At 44.8% G+C, this 18,778-nt stretch carries 22 protein-coding genes; 10 read left to right on the top strand and 12 right to left on the bottom strand.

Annotation, left to right across the window (positions count from 1 at the left end; genetic code table 11):
- Window positions 1-20: 20 nt before the first annotated feature.
- Together SM121_RS03665 and SM121_RS03660 are read right to left on the bottom strand one after the other, a co-directional pair.
- Window positions 21-1,058: a zinc-binding dehydrogenase gene (locus SM121_RS03665; protein ID WP_320911185.1), complete on the bottom strand. Its 1,038-nt coding sequence runs from the start codon at window positions 1,056-1,058 to the stop codon at window positions 21-23.
- 75 nt (window positions 1,059-1,133) lie between these two features.
- Window positions 1,134-2,039 carry a cation diffusion facilitator family transporter gene (locus SM121_RS03660; RefSeq protein WP_320911184.1) on the bottom strand — a complete coding sequence of 302 codons (906 nt, stop codon included), beginning with the start codon at window positions 2,037-2,039 and terminating at the stop codon, window positions 1,134-1,136.
- A 133-nt stretch (window positions 2,040-2,172) separates the two neighbouring features.
- Here SM121_RS03660 and SM121_RS03655 point away from each other — a divergent pair, with 133 nt between their 5' ends.
- Genes SM121_RS03655 through SM121_RS03645 form a run of 3 tightly spaced genes read left to right on the top strand, consistent with a single transcriptional unit; the run spans window position 2,173 to window position 3,555 of the window.
- Window positions 2,173-2,712 (top strand): TetR/AcrR family transcriptional regulator, encoded by a 540-nt coding sequence (locus SM121_RS03655; RefSeq protein ID WP_239683019.1) that lies wholly within the window; start codon window positions 2,173-2,175, stop codon window positions 2,710-2,712.
- 15 nt (window positions 2,713-2,727) lie between these two features.
- Window positions 2,728-3,198: an HXXEE domain-containing protein gene (locus SM121_RS03650; RefSeq protein WP_320911183.1), complete on the top strand. Its 471-nt coding sequence runs from the start codon at window positions 2,728-2,730 to the stop codon at window positions 3,196-3,198.
- A gap of 15 nt (window positions 3,199-3,213) precedes the next feature.
- The gene (locus SM121_RS03645; protein WP_320911315.1) at window positions 3,214-3,555 is read left to right on the top strand and encodes a glucuronide permease; all 342 of its coding nucleotides are present in this window, start codon (window positions 3,214-3,216) and stop codon (window positions 3,553-3,555) included.
- 49 nt (window positions 3,556-3,604) lie between these two features.
- On the opposite strand, the gene SM121_RS03640 is transcribed toward SM121_RS03645, so the two are convergent.
- A complete protein-coding gene (locus SM121_RS03640) occupies window positions 3,605-4,543 on the bottom strand; it encodes an AEC family transporter (RefSeq protein WP_320911182.1) in 939 nt (312 codons plus the stop codon).
- A 214-nt stretch (window positions 4,544-4,757) separates the two neighbouring features.
- Between SM121_RS03640 and SM121_RS03635 the strand changes: the two genes are divergently transcribed.
- Together SM121_RS03635 and SM121_RS03630 are read left to right on the top strand one after the other, a co-directional pair.
- Entirely contained in the window at window positions 4,758-4,919 is a 162-nt protein-coding gene (locus SM121_RS03635; RefSeq protein ID WP_320911181.1) for a hypothetical protein, read from the top strand.
- A gap of 14 nt (window positions 4,920-4,933) precedes the next feature.
- On the top strand, window positions 4,934-5,062 hold the full coding sequence (locus SM121_RS03630) for a hypothetical protein (RefSeq protein ID WP_267472621.1): 129 nt from the start codon (window positions 4,934-4,936) through the stop codon (window positions 5,060-5,062).
- 81 nt (window positions 5,063-5,143) lie between these two features.
- Here SM121_RS03630 and SM121_RS03625 read toward each other — a convergent pair whose 3' ends face one another.
- The 5 genes from SM121_RS03625 to SM121_RS03605 all read right to left on the bottom strand — a co-directional run bounded on the left by SM121_RS03625 (window position 5,144) and on the right by SM121_RS03605 (window position 9,447).
- Window positions 5,144-5,944: an energy-coupling factor ABC transporter ATP-binding protein gene (locus SM121_RS03625; RefSeq protein WP_320911180.1), complete on the bottom strand. Its 801-nt coding sequence runs from the start codon at window positions 5,942-5,944 to the stop codon at window positions 5,144-5,146.
- Window positions 5,931-6,767, bottom strand: coding sequence for an ABC transporter ATP-binding protein (locus tag SM121_RS03620; protein WP_320911179.1), 837 nt, complete (start codon window positions 6,765-6,767; stop codon window positions 5,931-5,933). Before SM121_RS03620 ends, SM121_RS03625 begins: the two co-directional genes overlap by 14 nt.
- Window positions 6,743-7,534 (bottom strand): energy-coupling factor transporter transmembrane component T, encoded by a 792-nt coding sequence (locus tag SM121_RS03615; RefSeq protein ID WP_320911314.1) that lies wholly within the window; start codon window positions 7,532-7,534, stop codon window positions 6,743-6,745. The genes SM121_RS03620 and SM121_RS03615 overlap by 25 nt, the downstream gene beginning before the upstream one ends.
- Window positions 7,534-8,136, bottom strand: coding sequence for a hypothetical protein (locus tag SM121_RS03610; protein WP_003008715.1), 603 nt, complete (start codon window positions 8,134-8,136; stop codon window positions 7,534-7,536). Before SM121_RS03610 ends, SM121_RS03615 begins: the two co-directional genes overlap by 1 nt.
- A 285-nt stretch (window positions 8,137-8,421) precedes the next feature.
- Window positions 8,422-9,447 (bottom strand): acyltransferase, encoded by a 1,026-nt coding sequence (locus SM121_RS03605; RefSeq protein ID WP_320911178.1) that lies wholly within the window; start codon window positions 9,445-9,447, stop codon window positions 8,422-8,424.
- A 118-nt stretch (window positions 9,448-9,565) separates the two neighbouring features.
- On the opposite strand from SM121_RS03605, the gene pabB reads away from it, so the two are divergent.
- From pabB to SM121_RS03585, 4 genes are all read left to right on the top strand, one after another.
- Window positions 9,566-11,293, top strand: coding sequence for an aminodeoxychorismate synthase component I (gene pabB / locus SM121_RS03600; RefSeq protein ID WP_320911177.1), 1,728 nt, complete (start codon window positions 9,566-9,568; stop codon window positions 11,291-11,293).
- Window positions 11,293-11,907 carry an alpha/beta fold hydrolase gene (locus tag SM121_RS03595; RefSeq protein WP_070595483.1) on the top strand — a complete coding sequence of 205 codons (615 nt, stop codon included), beginning with the start codon at window positions 11,293-11,295 and terminating at the stop codon, window positions 11,905-11,907. Before pabB ends, SM121_RS03595 begins: the two co-directional genes overlap by 1 nt.
- A 285-nt stretch (window positions 11,908-12,192) precedes the next feature.
- Window positions 12,193-13,101 carry an ABC transporter ATP-binding protein gene (locus SM121_RS03590; RefSeq protein ID WP_049497968.1) on the top strand — a complete coding sequence of 303 codons (909 nt, stop codon included), beginning with the start codon at window positions 12,193-12,195 and terminating at the stop codon, window positions 13,099-13,101.
- Between the two features lie 54 nt (window positions 13,102-13,155).
- Window positions 13,156-13,908 (top strand): ABC transporter permease, encoded by a 753-nt coding sequence (locus SM121_RS03585; protein ID WP_320911176.1) that lies wholly within the window; start codon window positions 13,156-13,158, stop codon window positions 13,906-13,908.
- 20 nt (window positions 13,909-13,928) lie between these two features.
- Here SM121_RS03585 and SM121_RS03580 read toward each other — a convergent pair whose 3' ends face one another.
- A complete protein-coding gene (locus SM121_RS03580) occupies window positions 13,929-14,816 on the bottom strand; it encodes a sensor histidine kinase (RefSeq protein ID WP_155126358.1) in 888 nt (295 codons plus the stop codon).
- Window positions 14,816-15,505, bottom strand: a complete 690-nt coding sequence (locus SM121_RS03575) for a response regulator transcription factor (protein WP_320911175.1) — start codon at window positions 15,503-15,505, stop codon at window positions 14,816-14,818. The genes SM121_RS03580 and SM121_RS03575 overlap by 1 nt, the downstream gene beginning before the upstream one ends.
- Window positions 15,506-15,708: 203 nt before the next feature.
- On the opposite strand from SM121_RS03575, the gene SM121_RS03570 reads away from it, so the two are divergent.
- Window positions 15,709-16,242, top strand: a complete 534-nt coding sequence (locus SM121_RS03570; RefSeq protein WP_320911174.1) for a hypothetical protein — start codon at window positions 15,709-15,711, stop codon at window positions 16,240-16,242.
- 114 nt (window positions 16,243-16,356) lie between these two features.
- Here the strand turns inward: SM121_RS03570 and SM121_RS03565 are convergent, their stop codons facing one another.
- The gene (locus tag SM121_RS03565; protein WP_320911173.1) at window positions 16,357-17,796 is read right to left on the bottom strand and encodes a 6-phospho-beta-glucosidase; all 1,440 of its coding nucleotides are present in this window, start codon (window positions 17,794-17,796) and stop codon (window positions 16,357-16,359) included.
- 633 nt (window positions 17,797-18,429) lie between these two features.
- Complete coding sequence (locus SM121_RS03560; RefSeq protein WP_320911172.1) at window positions 18,430-18,777, bottom strand: VOC family protein; 348 nt, start codon at window positions 18,775-18,777, stop codon at window positions 18,430-18,432.
- Between the last annotated feature and the right edge of the window lies 1 nt (window position 18,778).

The raw sequence follows: 18,778 nt of genomic DNA, 5'->3' as shown, positions 1-18,778 counted from the left end.
ATTTCTACTAGACTTTTTCATTACTCAAGCACAATCATAGCCTTAATAGTCTTGCGTTCATCCATATCTTTATATGCTTGATCAATCTCATCCAAGCTATAGCTATGAGTAAAGACGCGGCCTGGGTTGATGTCGCCATCAAGAACAGCCTTGAGCAAGAACTGTTTGTCATAGGTAGTGACCGAGGCTGCTCCACCTGCCACCGAAATATTTTGGGCAAAGGTTGAACCGAGAGCACGATTATTGTAATGAGGGACACCGACAAAACCTAAACGTCCACCATTGTGAAGTACCCCAAGGGCTTGATCGACAGCGGCTGCTGTACCGACACATTCAAGAGCTGCATCTGCTCCTCCTCCGAGGATTTCACGGACCTTGGCAATCCCTTCTTCACCACGTTCCGCTACGACTGCTGTTGCACCTGACTCCAAGGCCATTTGTTGACGGTCTTCGTGGCGACTCATAAGGACGATTTGGGAGGCTCCACGCATCTTAGCAGCAATCACCGCACATTGCCCAACGGCACCGTCCCCGATAACGACAACTTTATCACCTGGTTTCACATCCGCAACACGCGCCGCATGGTAGCCTGTCGGCATGACATCTGCTAGCGTCAAGAAGGATTTGAGCATGGCTTCTGTATAATCAGACGGTTGCCCTGGGATTTTGACAAGGGCCCAGTTGGCGTATTCGAAGCGCATATACTCCGCTTGCACCCCATCAGACCAGTTGCTGCCGATATGGCGATCACACGTCCCATCATAGCCCGCACGACAAGCATCACACTCCCCACAACCATGGGTGAAAGGCGCGATGACAAAGTCTCCCGGTTTGACCGTTGTAATGGCCTCACCGATTTCTTCGACGATCCCAATGGCTTCGTGGCCACTATTTTGATGGCCTGCTTCAATCTCTGGATTGCGGTAGCTCCAGAGATCAGAGCCACAGACACAGGTACGAACGATACGGAGAATGACATCATCCGGTGCTTCGATGTGTGGACGTTCTACTTCTACTAGACCCACTTGCCCAGCTTTTGTATAGACTGTCTTCTTCATAGGAACAACCTACTTTCTATTGCTTACTTAACTATAGTATACACTTTTTCTTAGGCTTCTGCTCGTACCAACTCTTCATTGATGGTGGTGATCATGCCTGTGACTTTGACTGGCTTCTAGCTCTTCAATATTTCTCTTGTGGGCTCGGTGGTTTGCCAAGTCTGCATCCACCTCAATGGTGACGTTTTGAAAGCCACAGTCTTTGAGCAAGTCTCGGATAGACTCTTTACAGACCTCCATGTGGGTGACATGCTCTAGACAAACATGGACAATAGCATTCTTTTCTAAGCCATCCATGGTCCAGAGATTGAGCTGATTGATACTAGCCACATGGTCCAACTCTGCCAAATCCGTCTTGATCTTCTGGATATCCACTCCTTCTGGCACAGCATCTAGGAAAATCTTGAGCGTGCTCCAAAAACGTGGAATGGCTTTTGACAGAATAAAGATGGAAATAGCAAGGGACAAGAGCGGATCCAGAATATACCAGTCGGTAAATCGGAGGACAATGGCCATTAGGATGACAGCCACCCAACCCAAGGTATCTTCCAGAAAATGCAGGCTAAGGATGGATTCGTTCTTGGTTTGTCCCTTACGCACGACCAAACTTGCTAGCACATTAATGCTAACGGCTATGATTCCAAGCCAGAGAATGCCCTCATCGTTGACAGGTTGTGGATGAAAGAGTTTCGTTATATTTTCTAAAATAACCAGAACGGACCCTGTCATGAGAATCACAGCTGTTACCATGGCCCCTAAAAGGCTAAAGCGCTTGTAACCCAAGGTGTAGTGGCTGTCTTCTTCACGGTTGGAAATACTCTCCAAAAAAGCGGAGATCCCAATAGCGATCGCATCCCCCAAGTCATGGACAGAATCTGCAAGGACTGCACTGGACCCAAAAATCCCTCCTGCGATAAACTCAACAATAGCATAACTCAAATTCAAGAAAAAAGCGATCCAGACTGCATGTTTTGTCTTCATAATCCTCAATCCTCTGATATAATAGATTCATGAACATCTTGTTCATTATCTATTATCCAATACTATCAACAGAAAGGATAGGGGCAAACTGTTTAGGGTGTACGTTACCGAACAGTTTGTTCGAAGTGTCCATATGACAGCACAGGATCGTCGCATCACCAAAACTCGAAAAGCTATCTATCAAGCTTTCTTACACTTACTCAACCAAAAAGACTACGAGGCCATCACCGTTCAGGAAATCATTGACCTTGCTGATGTGGGGCGCTCGACCTTTTACAGCCATTACGAGAGCAAGGAATTACTACTGGATGAACTCTGCCAAAAGCTCTTTCACCATCTCTTTGAGCGTGCTGAACACCTCTCTCCACAAGACTACCTGGCTCATATCTTCCAGCATTTCAAAAAAAATCAAGACCATGTGACCAGTCTCTTGCTCTCTAAAAATGATTATTTTATCCGGCAACTGCGAAAAGAGCTAGAACATGATGTCTATCCAATGGTGGCTGATGAACTGATCAAGACTCATCCTACTATTCCTCATTCTTATCTCAAGCACCTTGTCGTTACTAACTTCATTGAAACCCTCAGCTGGTGGTTGAAAAAAGGTAAATCTTACACAGAACAAGAAGCCGTTCAGTTTTATTTGGAGATTCTGAAAGTGGGCTCGAACTAGAAGGGAGTATTTTCAATGACCAGCGTGCAATTTTACTTTCTATTTCCAGCACTCTTCATGCTTCACGAACTGGAAGAAATCGTTTGGATGCCATCCTTTGTCAAAAAAATATCAATCCAGTATCCAAACAATCGAATCCTATCTTATTACACTCCTTTTGCTTTCAATGCCATTGTCTTGGAGCAATTTCTAATCCTACTTCTATCACTTTTTCTTAGTTACCAGTTTAACAACTATACTATTTACATAACCATTGTGATTGCATATATCTACCATGTTTTCGGACATCTGATTCAGACAATCGTTATTCGAAAATATGTGCCTGGATTGTTGACGGGAATTCTAACGAGTTTGTTTTCTCTATGTAATATCAAAGATGAAATTCCAATTAAACTCTATGGTTACTCTCTTTTTACTTTATTGGTTATCATTTTAAATCTTGTAGTATCATTTATGATTCTTCATAAAATCAGTCATAAAAAATAGCACTCAGACAATCATATTTTAGAAAGGAAACCCTATGTTCTTCTCGGCTTTTTTACAGCCATCTTTGCCCTTGCTTTTGTTCTTCTTCACTTATTGGCTTCTCTTTCTGAAGTTAAAAAAGGAAATCACACTCTAGGAAATACATTTCTCCTCATCGGAAGTAGTCTTGCGACCTTATCTCTCACCCTCTACTTCTTTTTACCGATTGTCTCTCTAGTCCTTTGGTTGATCGGCTGTGGTTTGATTTGCTACGGGGCCTATTGGAATGGGAAACACAAAGGAAACCTCCATCCAGCCCACCACCTGATTCGGATGGGCATCGTTCTGGTCCTTACCATCTTGTTAGCCTTGTTATAAGAAAAGCTCAAGTTTGCAGAAAAACTTGAGCTTTTGTTTTTTCTATTTGTTAAGCCATCAACAGCATGAGAAAAGGAATCACCACCATGGTTGCAAGGGTCGTCTCTGTCACCATGACTGCTGCATAATCACTATCAGCTCCGTAGAGTCTGGCAACAACTGGCGCATTGGTCATCACAGGCATGGCAGACTGGATGATAAAGACTTGCTTCATCAGGCTTGGAAGAGGCAACCAGTAGACGATGGAAGCCATCAAAAGAGGGGCAACCAGGAAGCGACCTAGTAGAATCAATAGCTGATCTTTTCCCAGAACCAACTGCTTCACACCTACATGAGACACTGACAAACCGATAAATATCATGGATAAAGGGGTTGTTAAATTACCCAGATACTGCAAATCACTGGCTAGAAAGGCTGGCAACTTGATCTGCAGCATCACCATGACTAGCCCCAAGAGAAAGCCCATCAGGGGCGGAGAAAAGACTTTCTTCAGACTCGTTTTGAGATCAAACTGCGCTTCTCCCTCACCATCCCGCTGGATCAGATAAGTTCCCAAAGTCCAGAAAAAGGTCGTATTACACATATAATAGATCAAAACATAGGGAATGCTGGCATCTCCAAAGAGGGCTTGGTTAATGGGAAGCCCCACGAAAATCGTATTGGAATTAAAAAACATGGAAATAAAGAGGCCACGACGGTCCTGTCTTACTGCAAAGATCTTGGCTACTGCTGTCGCGATGCCAAGCAAAATAACCATAGACAAGGCAGGAAACCGCAAGGCTGGCAACATTTTAAGCAGATCTGCTGCTGTGAAGCGCTGCGTGATGGTGTAAAGCATATAGCAAGGAAGAGCAACTTGAGTGACCAATTTAGCAAGTAGGCCACGTGACTTGTCATCAAACCAGCCTTTCTCACCTATGACGAAGCCCACTAAAATCATGCCCAGGATGACGAGAATCCCCGATATGCTCCTCAAAAAGATCTCCATGTTTTCTCCTTTTACTTCTTTGAAATGAGAGTTTTTCCACAAGGTCTCAAAAACTACTCTAGTATATCACAAAAAGAGGTGGGGCAACATGCCCACCTCTTGTATTTTATTGATTGTTACTAGTAGCCTTTCTTAGCTGCCTTACTCCATTGGTACCAACCAACCAGACTGTTGATAAGGTAAATCAAGAAAAACCAATAAAATGGTGGGGACTATGGCGAAAATAGATGATTCAGTTAAAAAGAAAGTTCCAGAATTGCGATTTAAAGGATTCGCGGATGAATGGGAACAGCGTAAGTTGGGAGACGAAATTCGAATAGTGACGGGACAGTCTCCTAATTCAGAAAATTATACTGATGATCCTAATGGGCGCTAAAAATGCGAAGACCTATGAAGACCTATTTTGTATTAGTCAAACAAAAGATCCAAAAGAAATGGTATATGATTATGACCATGAAACAAAGTAACATCAAACCGAGTGATCTGAGGAAGCACCCGATGATCATGAAACGTTATTAAACACAAAAGTCACCCATGTGAGTTCTTGCCAGAAGCTGAAGTTAATCCTTCAACCTGGAAAACCCGCAGAGGTGACTTTTTCTATACATCTCGATTTTTCTGGTAATAATCATTAACCGATAAATATGTCTGTGAATCATCCAGCGACTCCGCTATGTCCATAATCCGCGGTGGTAGTAATCCCACTCGCTGGACAAGTTCGTGATCGCTGAACAATTCCCGTGGACTGCCGGCGAAGCCAAACTTCCCGTGTTCCATAACATACACCGACTCAAACTCGGCGGCGACCCAATCCATGTCATGGGTGATGGTCACAACTTGGTGGCCCGAATCAGCCAACTGATGGAAAATTGCGGTCAACTTGCGCCGGCTTTCCCAATCAAGCGACATCATCGGCTCATCAAATAAATAAATCGCCGGATCCACTGCCAAAACTGTGGCAACGCTTAACAGCTTGCGTTCCGACAATGACAGGTCATATGGACTTTCAGCTGTTTTATCATCCAAGCCAACTCTTTTTAGAGCCGCTAAAGCCCGCCTCGTAATCGTGTCGTGGTCATCCATGACCTGCGCGACACTCCACTCCACCTCTCGTTGAACGGTCGGGTTGAAAAGCTGATCGTCAGGATTCTGAAAAGTAATCCCAACCTTCAGTAACTTTTCGACTGGTTTAAGATCATTAAAATTTACTCCATCGATCTTAATCACACCGGTTTGTGGTGTCAGCAAGCCCGTCAACAATTTGAAGAGCGTTGATTTGCCGGCACCATTTTGGCCGACAATCGCCACCATCGGATCGGCGAAGAGTTTGTCTTCAACATCCAAGCTAAAGGACCGTTCCGGATAAGTGAACGTCAGGTGGTTCAGTTCAATTGTGGACATAACAAACCTCCTTCAGTTCAGCGTCATTCACCGGATACCGGCCATCAGCCAAGTGCCAATCCATTTTTTGAGCAAGTTGCTGGATTGTCGGGGCTGGAATCTGCCAGTCAGCTGCCAAATGATTAAACACCTCACCCGGCCTGCCCTGGGCTACCATTTGACCCTCGTGCAGCACCCACACAACGTCGGCGACTTCACACAAATCGTCAATTTCACTGGTGACAATGAAGACAGTCGTCTCTTTGACTTGGGCCAGCCATTGGAAAAATTGTCGGCGGCCAAGGGGATCCATCTGACTGGTCGGATCATCCATAATCAAAACAGCCGGGTTAGCCGCAATCGCCGTGGCAATTGCCAACCGTTGGCTCTGACCACCGGAAAGGCTCTCGGGACGCAAATTCAGCTGTTCAATCAGCCCCATTTGCTTGGCAACTTCTTCAACCCGTTTTTGAATCAGTCCTTCAGCCATTCCCTGATTAATCAAGTCAAAGGCGATTTCATCGGCAACCGTGTCTGCCAACCCGCTTAGTTGGCCAGCTGGATTTTGCAGTACAACTCCATTCATGGCATTATAAACGGGCCAATTGTCGGACACTCGCTGGCCAAACATGTGCCAGTCGCCCTCAATCTCAGCAGACACCATTTTGGGAATGACCCCTGCCAGCACACGGCACAAAGTCGATTTGCCGGAGTGGCTATTCCCGATAATCCCAACCACCTGGCCGGTATGAACCTCCGCGTTAATCTGACGCAGTTGTGGTTGCTCAGTACCCGGATAACGGGTGGTCAAATTTTCAATTACAATCCGTTTATCTTCGTCCATATCTTCCACCCAATCAATAAAATTGCCAATCCAGTCAGACCAATGTGCAGCGTCCGCGACAGGCGATACACGCGCTGGGAGGTTCTGACAGTCCGGTTGGGATTATCAAAACCTCTCAGTTGGAGAGAAATCGACCGCGCCATCGATTGATCCAAGGTCTTAATCACCAATGGAATTAGAACCGGCAGGACTGACTTTAATTTCTGAATCAACGTTTTTTGCGGATTGGTTCCGCGAACTTTTTGTGCCTGCTGGATTTTCCGCATATTGCGCATCATTTCCGGCAAAATATAACACACCGACATCAGAACGTAGACGGTTTTATAAGACAATCCGGACAGTTCCAAATAGGCCGCGTTTTCTGAAATACTCGTGGTCACCATAAAAAAGCCACTGATCAAAATAATCACCAATACTCGACAACCCAGAGTGGAGGCGTAAATCAGGCCTTCTTTGTAGAACGACACCCCAAGCACAGAAAACAGCACAGTTTGATTCCGACTGTAAAATAATCCTTGGATGATCAGCATGGTGCAAATCAGAAACAGGCTGAATCCCAGCGCCTTAAAGATGGTAGAACTCAATTTGGAAAATAACAATAGCAGTGTTGCGACAAGAATTAATCCGGCCTGAAGCAATAAATTCATACTGGCAAAGCTCAACAACGTCATGTCCAAGATGAACAAGAGCTTAGTAATCGGATCGATCACCTGGTACCACTTGAGCTTGACCCGTGGCGCTCCAGAAATCAATGTTTGATCAGTCATCATTTATCACCGCTAAAGAAGTGCACCATCCGCTTCGGCAGCTGACGATAGATGAAGAATGCCAGGTAGGCCACGCAGACTTTATCCAAAATATCCAAGACAAACTCATCGATAAATGAGGCCAGCCACACTGGTGCATGATTGGCGACCATTACCGCAAACAATGAGTCACCCCAAGCGATACCGGTCTGACCACCCCAAAAGATGACGTTGAGTGGCGTTGAAATGACAGCTGAAACGATGGCAATAATAATAGCAGAAACAAATACTCGTCGCGCTGACGAGAACCACCCATTAGCGTGCAAAACTCCGACAGCAATCCCAATTCCGATGCTGGTAATCGCATACACGGTTGAAATTGGCGATAAGGTCAGCCCATAGATCACGTTGTTGATGAAACCACTGATGGCACCGGCAACCGGCCCAGCCAACATGCTGGCAAGAAAGGTTCCCAAAGACCCCAGCCAAACGGGCAACTTTAACCCCTCCGCCAAGGCTTTGGCAACATAGTTAATCCCCACGGCAGCGGGAATCAAAGTCATGGTGGCAGCACTTAACTTAAATTTCCACATACTGGTACGATGAATCGGTTCTGTTTTCATAATCTTCTCCTTTTGTTTTTAAAGAGCCGTGTCTGTTTAGACTTTCGGACGCAACGCTCTATAGATTTTTGATTTGAACCACTTCACCTTTCACAGATCCCTTAGTCGACATCAGGGTTTCTCTTGAAAAGGATTGTTCAACAGTTCACAACTAATCATACGCCTATTTCATCAGAAGTCAAGAATTTTCTGAAGTTTTCTTGAAAACGTTCGGGAATTGAAAAAAGCTACACAAAGCTAGAGGAAATTGCCCTTACTAAGTCATAAAAAAGACTTCACCTTATCCTAGATTGGTGAAGTTTTTTGATTTTTCTTTTTATCTTGAAGCCACAGCATAGCTAGCCCAAAGAGGTGACTACCAAACAGGCCGGTCACAAAAATCAGCTTGCCCCTATCTGGATAAGTAAGGGGGAGGCTGCTAAAGCCATAGCGAGCCCACTCGATAAAGATCGGATGCGAAAAGTAAAGGGCTATACTCATTTGCTTTAAATACTGCAAATCATAGCTTTTCAAAAAGGACGATCGCAGGCAGGCATTGACCAAATAAACGGTCACAAAAGGAAGGAGAAAGAAAAAGTTCTTATCAATTCCTTGGTGTTGAAAAATGATGATGCCTTCGAGGCAGAGCAAACCAAAGGCAAGTGCTAGCTTTTGCCAACGGTGAATTCTAAAAGTTTGTGCATGAAAATGGTCATACAGATAATAACCCATATAGATAAAAATGGGCGTGTAAAAGAGACCATTTCGCGCTGTAAAAAATAAATTGCTGTAGAGCTGGTAACCCTTAAGAAGACTTGTGGTGTCCAGATAAGCCGAATAGGTCTCGATCAAGCCCCAGCAGTAAAGAAGAAAAGTGATCACCCCCGTCCAAACCATACCTAGGCGTTTGACCAATTGATTGACCAAAAACAAGCCCAGTAAAAAAGCAGGAATATACCAGAGTTGGTAGCACATTCCCAAGTAGACCAGAGCAATCAAGATTCCTGCTGGAAAGAGATAAACAGGAAGATGGAGACTAGAGAAAAAGAGCCAGGCATAAGGGAGGTAAACGAAACTCCAAAACAAATAGGTTTTTACGATTTTGACCAGATAGGCCTTCATTTTCTGAGAATTCCCTAGGGATTGTTTGAGGAAAAAGCTGGCACAGACGATAAAAAATGGAACCGCTAGCCGGCCGAGCATACTCTTGAGACCAAAATGCAGTGGCTCATAAGAGGTCAAGCGACCACTATGCACCAAAATCACTGCAATCGCAAAGAGATATTGAAAAAAGCTGATACTAGAGGTGTTATAGAGGGGATTCTTTTGCATGGTCCTACTCCTTGCCCAAAGCAGTTTCTATGGTTATTTTAGCACGAAAGGGAAGGCCAAGCAAGGAATCTTACATCCTTATCTACCTTTTTTCCTCTATTTTTGATATACTCAAAGCATGCATAAACAAACGATTATTGATTTTAAAGAGCTTGGATTGCGCCACCTTTTCACCAAGCCTATAAAGGAATTAAAAACTAGAAACCTCGACCAGGTAGAGACTCTTCTTAGAGAAGTCGAAGCCTACCAGGAGCAAGGCTTTTATGCTGTTGGCTATGTCAGCTATGAGGCTGCTCCTACTTTTGAGAAGAAGTTTGCTGTCCATCCAGCCCCTCTCATGGGAGAGTATCTCCTCTATTTTACGATCCACGAGGAGGTCGAAACCCTTCCTTTTCCAGAGGACTATGAAGCTGTGGATCTTCCAGCCAATTGGAAGGAAGAGGTAGAGGCACCTGCTTATCAAGAAGCTATCGAGACCATCCATCACCATATCCGCCAGGGAGATACCTACCAGGTCAACTACACCGTCCAGCTTTCTCAAGAGCTAAAGTCTGACCCTTTGGCCATCTACAACCGCTTGGTGGTAGAGCAAAAGGCCCATTACAATGCCTTCATCCAGCACGATGATGTCTCCATCCTCTCCATCAGTCCTGAGCTCTTTTTTGAGCAAGACGACCGGCTACTGACCACGCGTCCTATGAAAGGAACGACGCGCCGTGGTCTCACTAACCAAGAGGATCTTCAAGAGGCTGCTTGGCTAGAAGCCGATCCAAAAAATCGAGCAGAAAACATGATGATCGTGGATCTCCTCCGCAATGACATGAACCGGATTTCGGAGATTGGAAGTGAGCAGGTGACCCATCTTTGCCAAATTGAGCAATACTCCACTGTTTGGCAGATGACCTCGACCATTGAAAGTCGCTTGCGATCTGAGATCGACCTGGTCCAAACCTTCCGAGCTCTCTTTCCTTGTGGCTCGATTACAGGGGCACCGAAGATCTCCACTATGGAAATCATTCAAAAGACGGAGAAGGCTCCTCGAGGTGTCTACTGTGGAACGATCGGCATCCTTCTTCCAAAAGGGAAACGGATTTTTAATGTAGCCATCCGGACCCTTCAAATGCAAGGGAATCAAGCCATCTATGGCGTGGGAGGAGGCATCACTTGGGATAGTAAATGGGAAGGTGAATACCAGGAAACCAAGCAAAAATCGGCTGTCCTCTACCGGCAAGAGCCTCGCTTTGAGCTTTTGACGACTGGCCGCATCCACCAAGGAGAGTTGACCTTCCTGGAGCAACACCTAACCCGCTTGAGGGAAGCTAGTCGCTACTTTGCCTATCCTTATGATGAGTCGAAGCTCCTGAAAGAACTTCAAGAAGAGCTTGCTCATTTGGATCTCAATCTTGACTATCGTTGTCGGATTGTCTTGCAAAAAAACGGGACCTTCCACCTAGTGATCACAGAGCTGACAGACTTGCCAGCTAGCTATCTACAGGCCCAACTGACAGAACAGAAGATTGATTTAGCGACGCCATTTACTTATTTCAAAACGAGTCAGAGAGACCATCTTAGCCAGTCAGATCACGAGCAAATTTTCCATCTGCCAGATGGAACCTTACTAGAGACGACGATTGGCAATCTGGTGCTGGAGAGCGAGGGACAACTCTATACCCCACCAGCTCACCTCCCCTTACTCGATGGCATTTATCGGCGCCATCTTCTTGAGACCCAGCAGGTGGAAGAAAAACTCTTAACTCTGAACGATTTAACAGACGCTGATCGTATTTATGCCTGCAATGCGCTTCGTGGTCTCTACGAACTCGATTTTCAAAGAAAGGATTCCTGATGAAACTTATTTTTTTACATGGACTAGGGCAAGACGTCCTCTCTTGGCAAGGAGTCCAATTTGCACTTTCACCCTTGCACTCCAAAACTTTTGATATTTTCTCCCATCCAAAAGAAAGCTATCAGGAAGTCAAAGAAAGGTTGATGGAGCGCCTCCAGCAAGAAAGCGAACCCTTTATTCTGGTAGGACTCTCACTAGGTGGCGTACTCGCTCTTGATCTCTCCAGACAAGACTTCCCGCAACTCAAAGGCTTAGTCCTTGTAGGAACTCAATACAAACTCAACACCAATCCCCTCTATCGGCTCCAGATCCTTCTCTTTCGTCTACTTCCCAAGCATGTCTTTGAAAAGCAAGATGCCAATAAACAACAGATGCTTCAAATCTTGACCGAATTAAAAGGGCTCAATTTAACAGATACCGTTAAAGCTTGCCCTCTTCCTAGCTTGGTTGTTTGTGGTAGCAGAGATTGGGCCAATCAATCTTCTTCTAAAAAATTGGCCAAGCTCCTGCCAAAAGGCCGCTATCAAGAAATCGCAGACGGAGGTCATCTACTCAATACCGAGAAACCCTATGAACTCGCGCAAGCCATCAAAGAATTTGTTGCTGGGTTTTAAAATGAAGAGGCTGGGACAAAAGTCCTAGCCTCTCAATTATTTTTGGATTGTCGAGCAAGACGCAGTGGTTGAGTGGGCTCTACTACGCTGATTTCATCAGCTTTTACAGCCCTACTCAACTGTGCGGAGGTGGGACGACGAAATCGAATTCTAACGAATTACCGATTTCTGTCCCACTCTCTTTTTTTAGAAATATTTGAGAATTGCTTGATAGTTATTTTAAAAGCAAGCTGTATACTAAGAGTGTAAAGAAAACAACAAGTCATTTGGACGAAGGAGAAAACCATGGAAAAAGTATTAGAAATTTCCCATTTGAGTAAAAAATTTGGTCATCAATATGCCTTAAATGATGTGAATCTCACCATTCGCAAAGGCGACGTCTATGGCCTGATCGGTAAAAATGGCGCAGGGAAAACCACCCTCATCAAGGTCATCACCCAGCTAATTCAAGAAACTGACGGAAGCGTCTCTCTCTTTTCTTCTACAAATCGTTCCCAGTGGACCCAAGCCCTGAAACGGGTCGGATCCGTCATTGAAAGTCCTGTGGCCCACAAGCATATGACCGCCTATCAAAATCTGGTCTACTACTGCAAGGCACGCCATATCCCCAATCCCGACCAGGTCATCAAAGAAACCCTGAACTATGTCGGTCTGAATAATACGGGTAAGAAGAAATTCCGTGATTTTTCACTAGGGATGAAACAACGGTTGGGAATTGCGATTGCGCTCATTGCTAAGCCCGACTTCCTCATTTTGGATGAACCCATCAATGGTCTCGATCCAGTCGGAATCAAGGAATTCCGTCAGATGATCAAGCGCCTCAATGATGAACTCGGCATGACCATCCTCATTTCCAGTCACATCCTCTCCGAACTTTATCTGGTTGCCAATCGCTTTGGCATTGTCGACCAAGGACGCCTGATCAAAGAAATTAGCAAGGCTGAATTCGAAGAACAAGGAGAAGACTACATCATCCTCAAGACCAGCCAGCTAGCCCTTGCGAGTCAACTGATCCAGGATCAGCTCCATCACCGCATCAAGGTCATCGATAAGGATGGAGAAATCCATATCTTCGGACAGACTCACGATATTAAAGTCATTGTCAAAGCCCTCGTTCAAGCAGATATTGACGTGGACGAAATCTACTATGCCCGCCAAGATCTGGAAAAATTCTTTACGGACTTGGTAGACTAGTCAACCCACCGTCTTGTATTACTTATCCCATACATTTCATTTAGGAGATTTATCATGTTGCATACCATTCAAGCAGATTTTTACAGACTTTTTCGCTCTAAAGGTTTTTGGATTACAGAAGCCATTCTCGTTCTCAACATCCTGTCTGGAGTCATCTTTGGAGCTACCGGCCACGTCGGCGTCAATACGGAATCCAAATTACCCCAAGCAACCGAAGTTTGGACGGGCTTTAAAGCCTTGACCCACTACTCTTCCAGCATCAGTGTGACTATCCTCTTTACCATTATTGTCATCACCTTGGTCCTGGGAACAGACTTAACGCAAAACTTATACAAGAATAGTCTGGCCTATGGCGTTTCGCGCACTAGCTACTACTTTGCAAAAAGCGCCGTTGTCCTGACCATTGCCCTCTTCCAATTTCTTGTTTCTTATGGTCTCGTCTTCTTGATTGCGACCCTCTACAATGGACTTGGCACCATGCCAGAGCACTTCCTTGCTCATTTTGGACTGACCGTGCTGATTCAGTTCCTTGCCACCCTGGCTTGGGTCAGTATCATTTCCTTCCTTCTTTATGCTAGCCAATCCATCACCCTAGCCTTCGTTGGCTACTTCATTGGAAATATCCTCTTAAGTCTACCTGCGCTTTTCTTTAAAGATATTGACATTCTCCACTATCTAAACTTGGAGTTCCAATATTCCTTGGTAGAGAGCACCACAGCAACAACCAACACCCTCTCGATCGCCCTTGGATTCATCCTTGTTTTCGGCTTCCTAGGACTGGCTACTTTCAAACACAAAGATTTATAACAAAAAGGCTTGAGCAATGCTCAAGCCTTTTTTCTTAGTGTAATGGTCAAAATAAACCAGTCTGCCTCCGTTGCCAGTTGCAAGTCCCCGCCTAAGATCTCTACAAAATTTTGAATGATATAGAGACCCAAGCCAGAAGACTCCTCTGTATCCGAGAGATTTTCAGAGTAGAATCGACTAGCCAATTGGTCTAAGTGCTGGATCGGTTGTTGCACAATATTGCGCAGCTCGACCCGAATCGTGTCCGCGTCTGAGGTCAAGGTCAAACGGGCCTGCTCCTTTCCATGCTTGAGGACATTGCTGAGCATATTTTGCAAGAGGCGCTCCCAAAGCTCAGGATCCGTAGCATAATGAAGATGCTCTTCTAGCTCTACCTCTAAAGCAATCCCCGCCTCAGACAAGCTATCATAATACTGGAACAACTGCTGGGTTAAAACTTGGCTGAGATCGACGTCTGAAATCCGAGGCTGAATGGCTCCCTCCATCAAGCGTCTGTATTCCAAGAGAGATTCCAGGCGTTTTGAGACGACTTGAAGATTGGAAGCAATTTTCTTCAGCTTTTCCTCTTCCTGCGTCCCACCCTTGATGATTTGTTGGGTGTAGCCAGATGCAATGGTCAAAGGCGTCCGAATATCATGAGCAATATTACTGATGGCCATATCCAAGGTCTTTTTCTCTTGAAAGGCAATCCGATTGGTCCGCTCGATCTGATCAAAGAGATCACTGACTTGATTGGTCAAGGCGACCAATTCTTTTTTTGAGACCTGAGAGGTCAGCCGTACCCCACTACCGCTTTGAAGCTTCTTTTGAATCTGCTCCTGCAAATCCTTTAAAGCAGAAAGCAAGCGAACATAGCCCAGTCCCAAGAGAAGGACAAGGACGACTAGAATTAGAACCAATCCCCACATTACTTTTCTCCTTTCAAGCGAACACCCAAGCCCCAGACCGTTTCAATATAGTCCTCATCTGGATCAAGCTGGGCAATTTTCTTTCGAAGATTGCTCAATTGGGCATTGAGGGTATTGTCTCCAGGCAGATAAACTTCTTCCCAGACCGCCTCATACAATTCTTCTTTGGTGAAAATCTTCTTTGGATGCGCCAGCAAGGTCTCAAAAATTTGAAATTCTTTTTTGCCCAAGCGAAGTGTCTGTTCGCCAGACTCCAGTTCAAAGGTTTCTGGATTTAAGACCAAATTCTTAAAGGAAAGCTTTTGCGACGCTTGAGCTTCCTGTGCCGGAGAGACGTGATTTCTCAACTGCACCGTCACCCGAGCGGCCACTTCGTCCAGATTAAAGGGTTTGACAATATAATCATTGGCCCCTGCAAGGAGATACTGGCTAATGAGGTGTTTGTCTCCCAGAGCGGTCATCATGATAACCGGTGTCTGACTCTGCAAACGGATCTCCTCAAGGACCTGATCCCCATTTTTCCCTGGAAGCATGATATCCAGAAGGACCAAATCAACAGCTTCTTGCTGGAAGAGCCGTAGCCCTTCTGTACCCGAAAAGGCTTGAAGCACCTCATGGTCTTCACTTAAGAGACTATACAAAATTTCTTGGATATCATTATTGTCCTCGATTAATAAAACCCGTGCCACTTGCCTCACTCCTTTTTCATTTGAACTCCAAATCATTTCTATTCCCCTAGCCTATCAAATAAAAGCCCCTTCGTCAATGAAAATCTGATAAAATTCTATTGTACCCAGCTAGATCTGCATGTTCGATCATCACAAGATGAACTTGACGATCCTTTCTTTCAAAGGGTATAATAGGACCAATGACACAATAGGGAGACTCATCTATGAAAAATAATGCTAAAACTAAAATCAGTCTTGTATCCATCCTTGTCATCCTGGGTGTTGCTGCAAGAATGATGCGAGTCATCCACCGCCAGCAAATCAGGGAGCAAAACAGACAAACCATTCAAACGACTAAAAAGGTTGCAGAGTTTCAGAAAACACTAGACGAGGAAGAAACGAAGAAACGGAACGAAACCTTCAACAAGATTTATAATGAATCCCTTGTTCGGAATAAGTTTGAGAATTGGCAAAAAGTCGATGAACTCCATGGTTTGGGACAAAGAACTGGGCAATTTTATATCTATAACTTTGAAAATAAGGAAGAAATCCTTTTAGAGAATACAGATCAAGCATTTGTTCTACCCATTCGAGACAAGAGTAATAACGTCACATTTCAGGCTATCTTTGCCCACAAGGACGGTCAGTGGCATATCCTAGATCCAGACGGAAGTTCACAGTTGCAACTAGGAGCAGCCAACGTTTCCGCTGAATCTAAGTTTGTCATCGAGAACAATGTCTTAGATTACGACCAGTAAATTCGTAAGGACTTGGCTAAACAACATACAAAAAGCTTAGGACCCCATCTTGAAATTGGGATTCTAAGCTTTTTCGTTTATAGGAGAGAGTCGGCCAGCAAGTACCGAAAACTTTTATTCAACAGAAGCCCCATTTGTCGCAATGACTTCTTTGTACCAATAGAAGGATTTCTTACGGGAGCGCTCCAAGCTTCCCTTGCCTTCGTTGTCCCGGTCGACATAGATAAAGCCGTAGCGCTTCTTCATTTCTCCTGTCCCGGCAGAGACCAGGTCAATACAGCCCCAAGTTGTATAGCCCCAGAGGACAACACCATCTTCATGGATGGCCTCCCGCATGGCCTTGATGTGAGCTGCTAGGTAGTTAATCCGGTAGTCATCTTCAATCTCCCCGGCTTCATTTGGGGTATCAACGGCGCCCAGTCCATTTTCTACGATAAACAGGGGTTTTTGATAACGATCCCAGATGGTGTTCAACGTAATGCGAAGACCAAGAGGGTCAATCTGCCAACCCCATTCCGAGCTTTCTAAGTAGGGATTCTTCAGAGAAGCAAAGATATTGCCCGCTGTTTTCTCCCTTTCAGCTGGATCCCCTGAAGCGACCCGACTGGCATAGTAGGAGAAGGAAATAAAGTCCACTGTATGGTCTTTCAACAATTGAAGGTCCTGTTCCGTCATCTCAACCGTGATTCCCTGACGCTCCCACTCTTTCTTGGCATAGTTAGGGTATTCCCCACGCGCCTGCACATCGATGAAGAAATAGTTCTTGCGGTCTTCTTCTAGACCAGCCCAGACATCTCGTGGAGCACAGGTATGCGGATAGTTTTGCCCAGCCGCCAGCATACAGCCGACCTTATTGTTAGGATCAATCTCATGGGCTAGCTTGGTAGCAATGGCTGAAGCGACCAACTCATGGTGAGCTGCCTGGTATTTGACTTGCTCCTCATTCTCCCCTTCTTCAAAGCAGAGACCCGCTCCCATAAAAGGCGCATGAAGGATCATATTGATCTCATTAAAGGTCAGCCAGTAGTTGACCAAGCCCTTGTAGCGAGTGAAGAGGGTCCGGCAGAGTCGTTCATAACATTCCAACATCTTACGACTACGCCAACCTCCATACTCGGTAATCAAATGCATGGGACAGTCAAAGTGGGTAATGGTCACCAAGGGTTCAATGCCATACTTGTGGCACTCCTTAAAGAGGTCTTCATAGAACTGTAAACCTGCTTCATTCGGCTCTAGTTCATCTCCTTGTGGGAAGATCCGAGACCAGGCAATGGACAAACGATAGGTTTTAAAGCCCATTTCCCCAAAGAGCGCAATGTCTTCCTTGTAGCGATGGTACATATCAATGCCATCCTTAGCCGGGTAAAAATAGCCCTCTTCAAAGTCGAACATCTTTTTCTGACCAGTAATTATGGCGTGCCGATCAGGCCCAATCGGCACCACATCCACATTAGCCAAGCCACGGCCGTCTTCATTATAAGCTCCCTCACACTGGTTAGCAGCCGTCGCCCCACCCCAGAGGAAACCATCTGGAAATTGAAGTTTGTCGGTCATCTCTCTACCTCACTTGATTTGATAGTTCTATTATACCCCTCTCTAACCCAAAAGTCTTACAGCATCCTATGAAAAACTAAACCTAGTCTAAGGTTATTTCTGTTCACGTGCAACACAAAAAGGCCGGATGGCTCCGATCTTTCAGAATGTATACAAATTGTTTTTCACCTAATTTAATATCGGCTTTTCTGAAAAAATAAGAATGATTTCTATTTTTAAATCGTAAAGAATAAACTGAAACTTTCCGCCGTGAGAAAAGTGCCTGAAACTTAATAGTTTCAGGCACTCGGAATTATTGAGAGTAAAACAGTTTGGGAAACTGTTTTAGGCTGAGCCAAGAAATTAAAGAGCGAAGGGGCTCAAAACGAATTGAACACGGGCTGCGGATGGTGTCAAAAAGATAAGTTATCCTAGAATCAAAAGATTCTGCGTCAAACTTCCTATTTTGACTTTATCCGCAGACGCCCTTTGTATCTTGATTTAGTCATGGAACTTCGTAGAAGTTCGCTGACGTCCGTACTCACCTAAGGAAAGTTTCTAAGAAGACTTTGTCTTTAATAAAAAAGACCGGATTGCTCCGATCTGTTTATGTTCCACTCCAAGAACGTTTAAATTTTTTGATAATAGAATTACCTACTTCATATGATAAAAATCAAGCACTAATCCGGAAGGGCCTTCAACTAACAGGCTTTCGGTTCCCCAATCGGTTACAACTGGACCGTTCAAAACCTGGATACCAAGCTCTTTCAATCGTTGGTAGTTCTGCTCTACATCCTCAACTTCAACGTGAAGAATGATTCCTGACTGGAAATTTTCCAAAGGAACCAAATGATTTTGAGACAACATGAGACAGTGACTGCCAATCGTGAACTGAGCAAAACTGTCGTCAACATAATCGGCCTTTTTATCCAAAATACGCTCCAAGCTAGCACAAACTTGGGTAACATCTGAAACGATAATATCTAATTGATTTAAATTCATT

This window comes from Streptococcus sp. S1 (assembly GCF_034137685.1).
In the GTDB taxonomy this organism is placed as follows: domain Bacteria; phylum Bacillota; class Bacilli; order Lactobacillales; family Streptococcaceae; genus Streptococcus; species Streptococcus dentalis.
The sequence above is the reverse complement of the archived record's forward strand: the minus strand, read 5'-3'. Positions and strand labels throughout refer to the sequence as shown.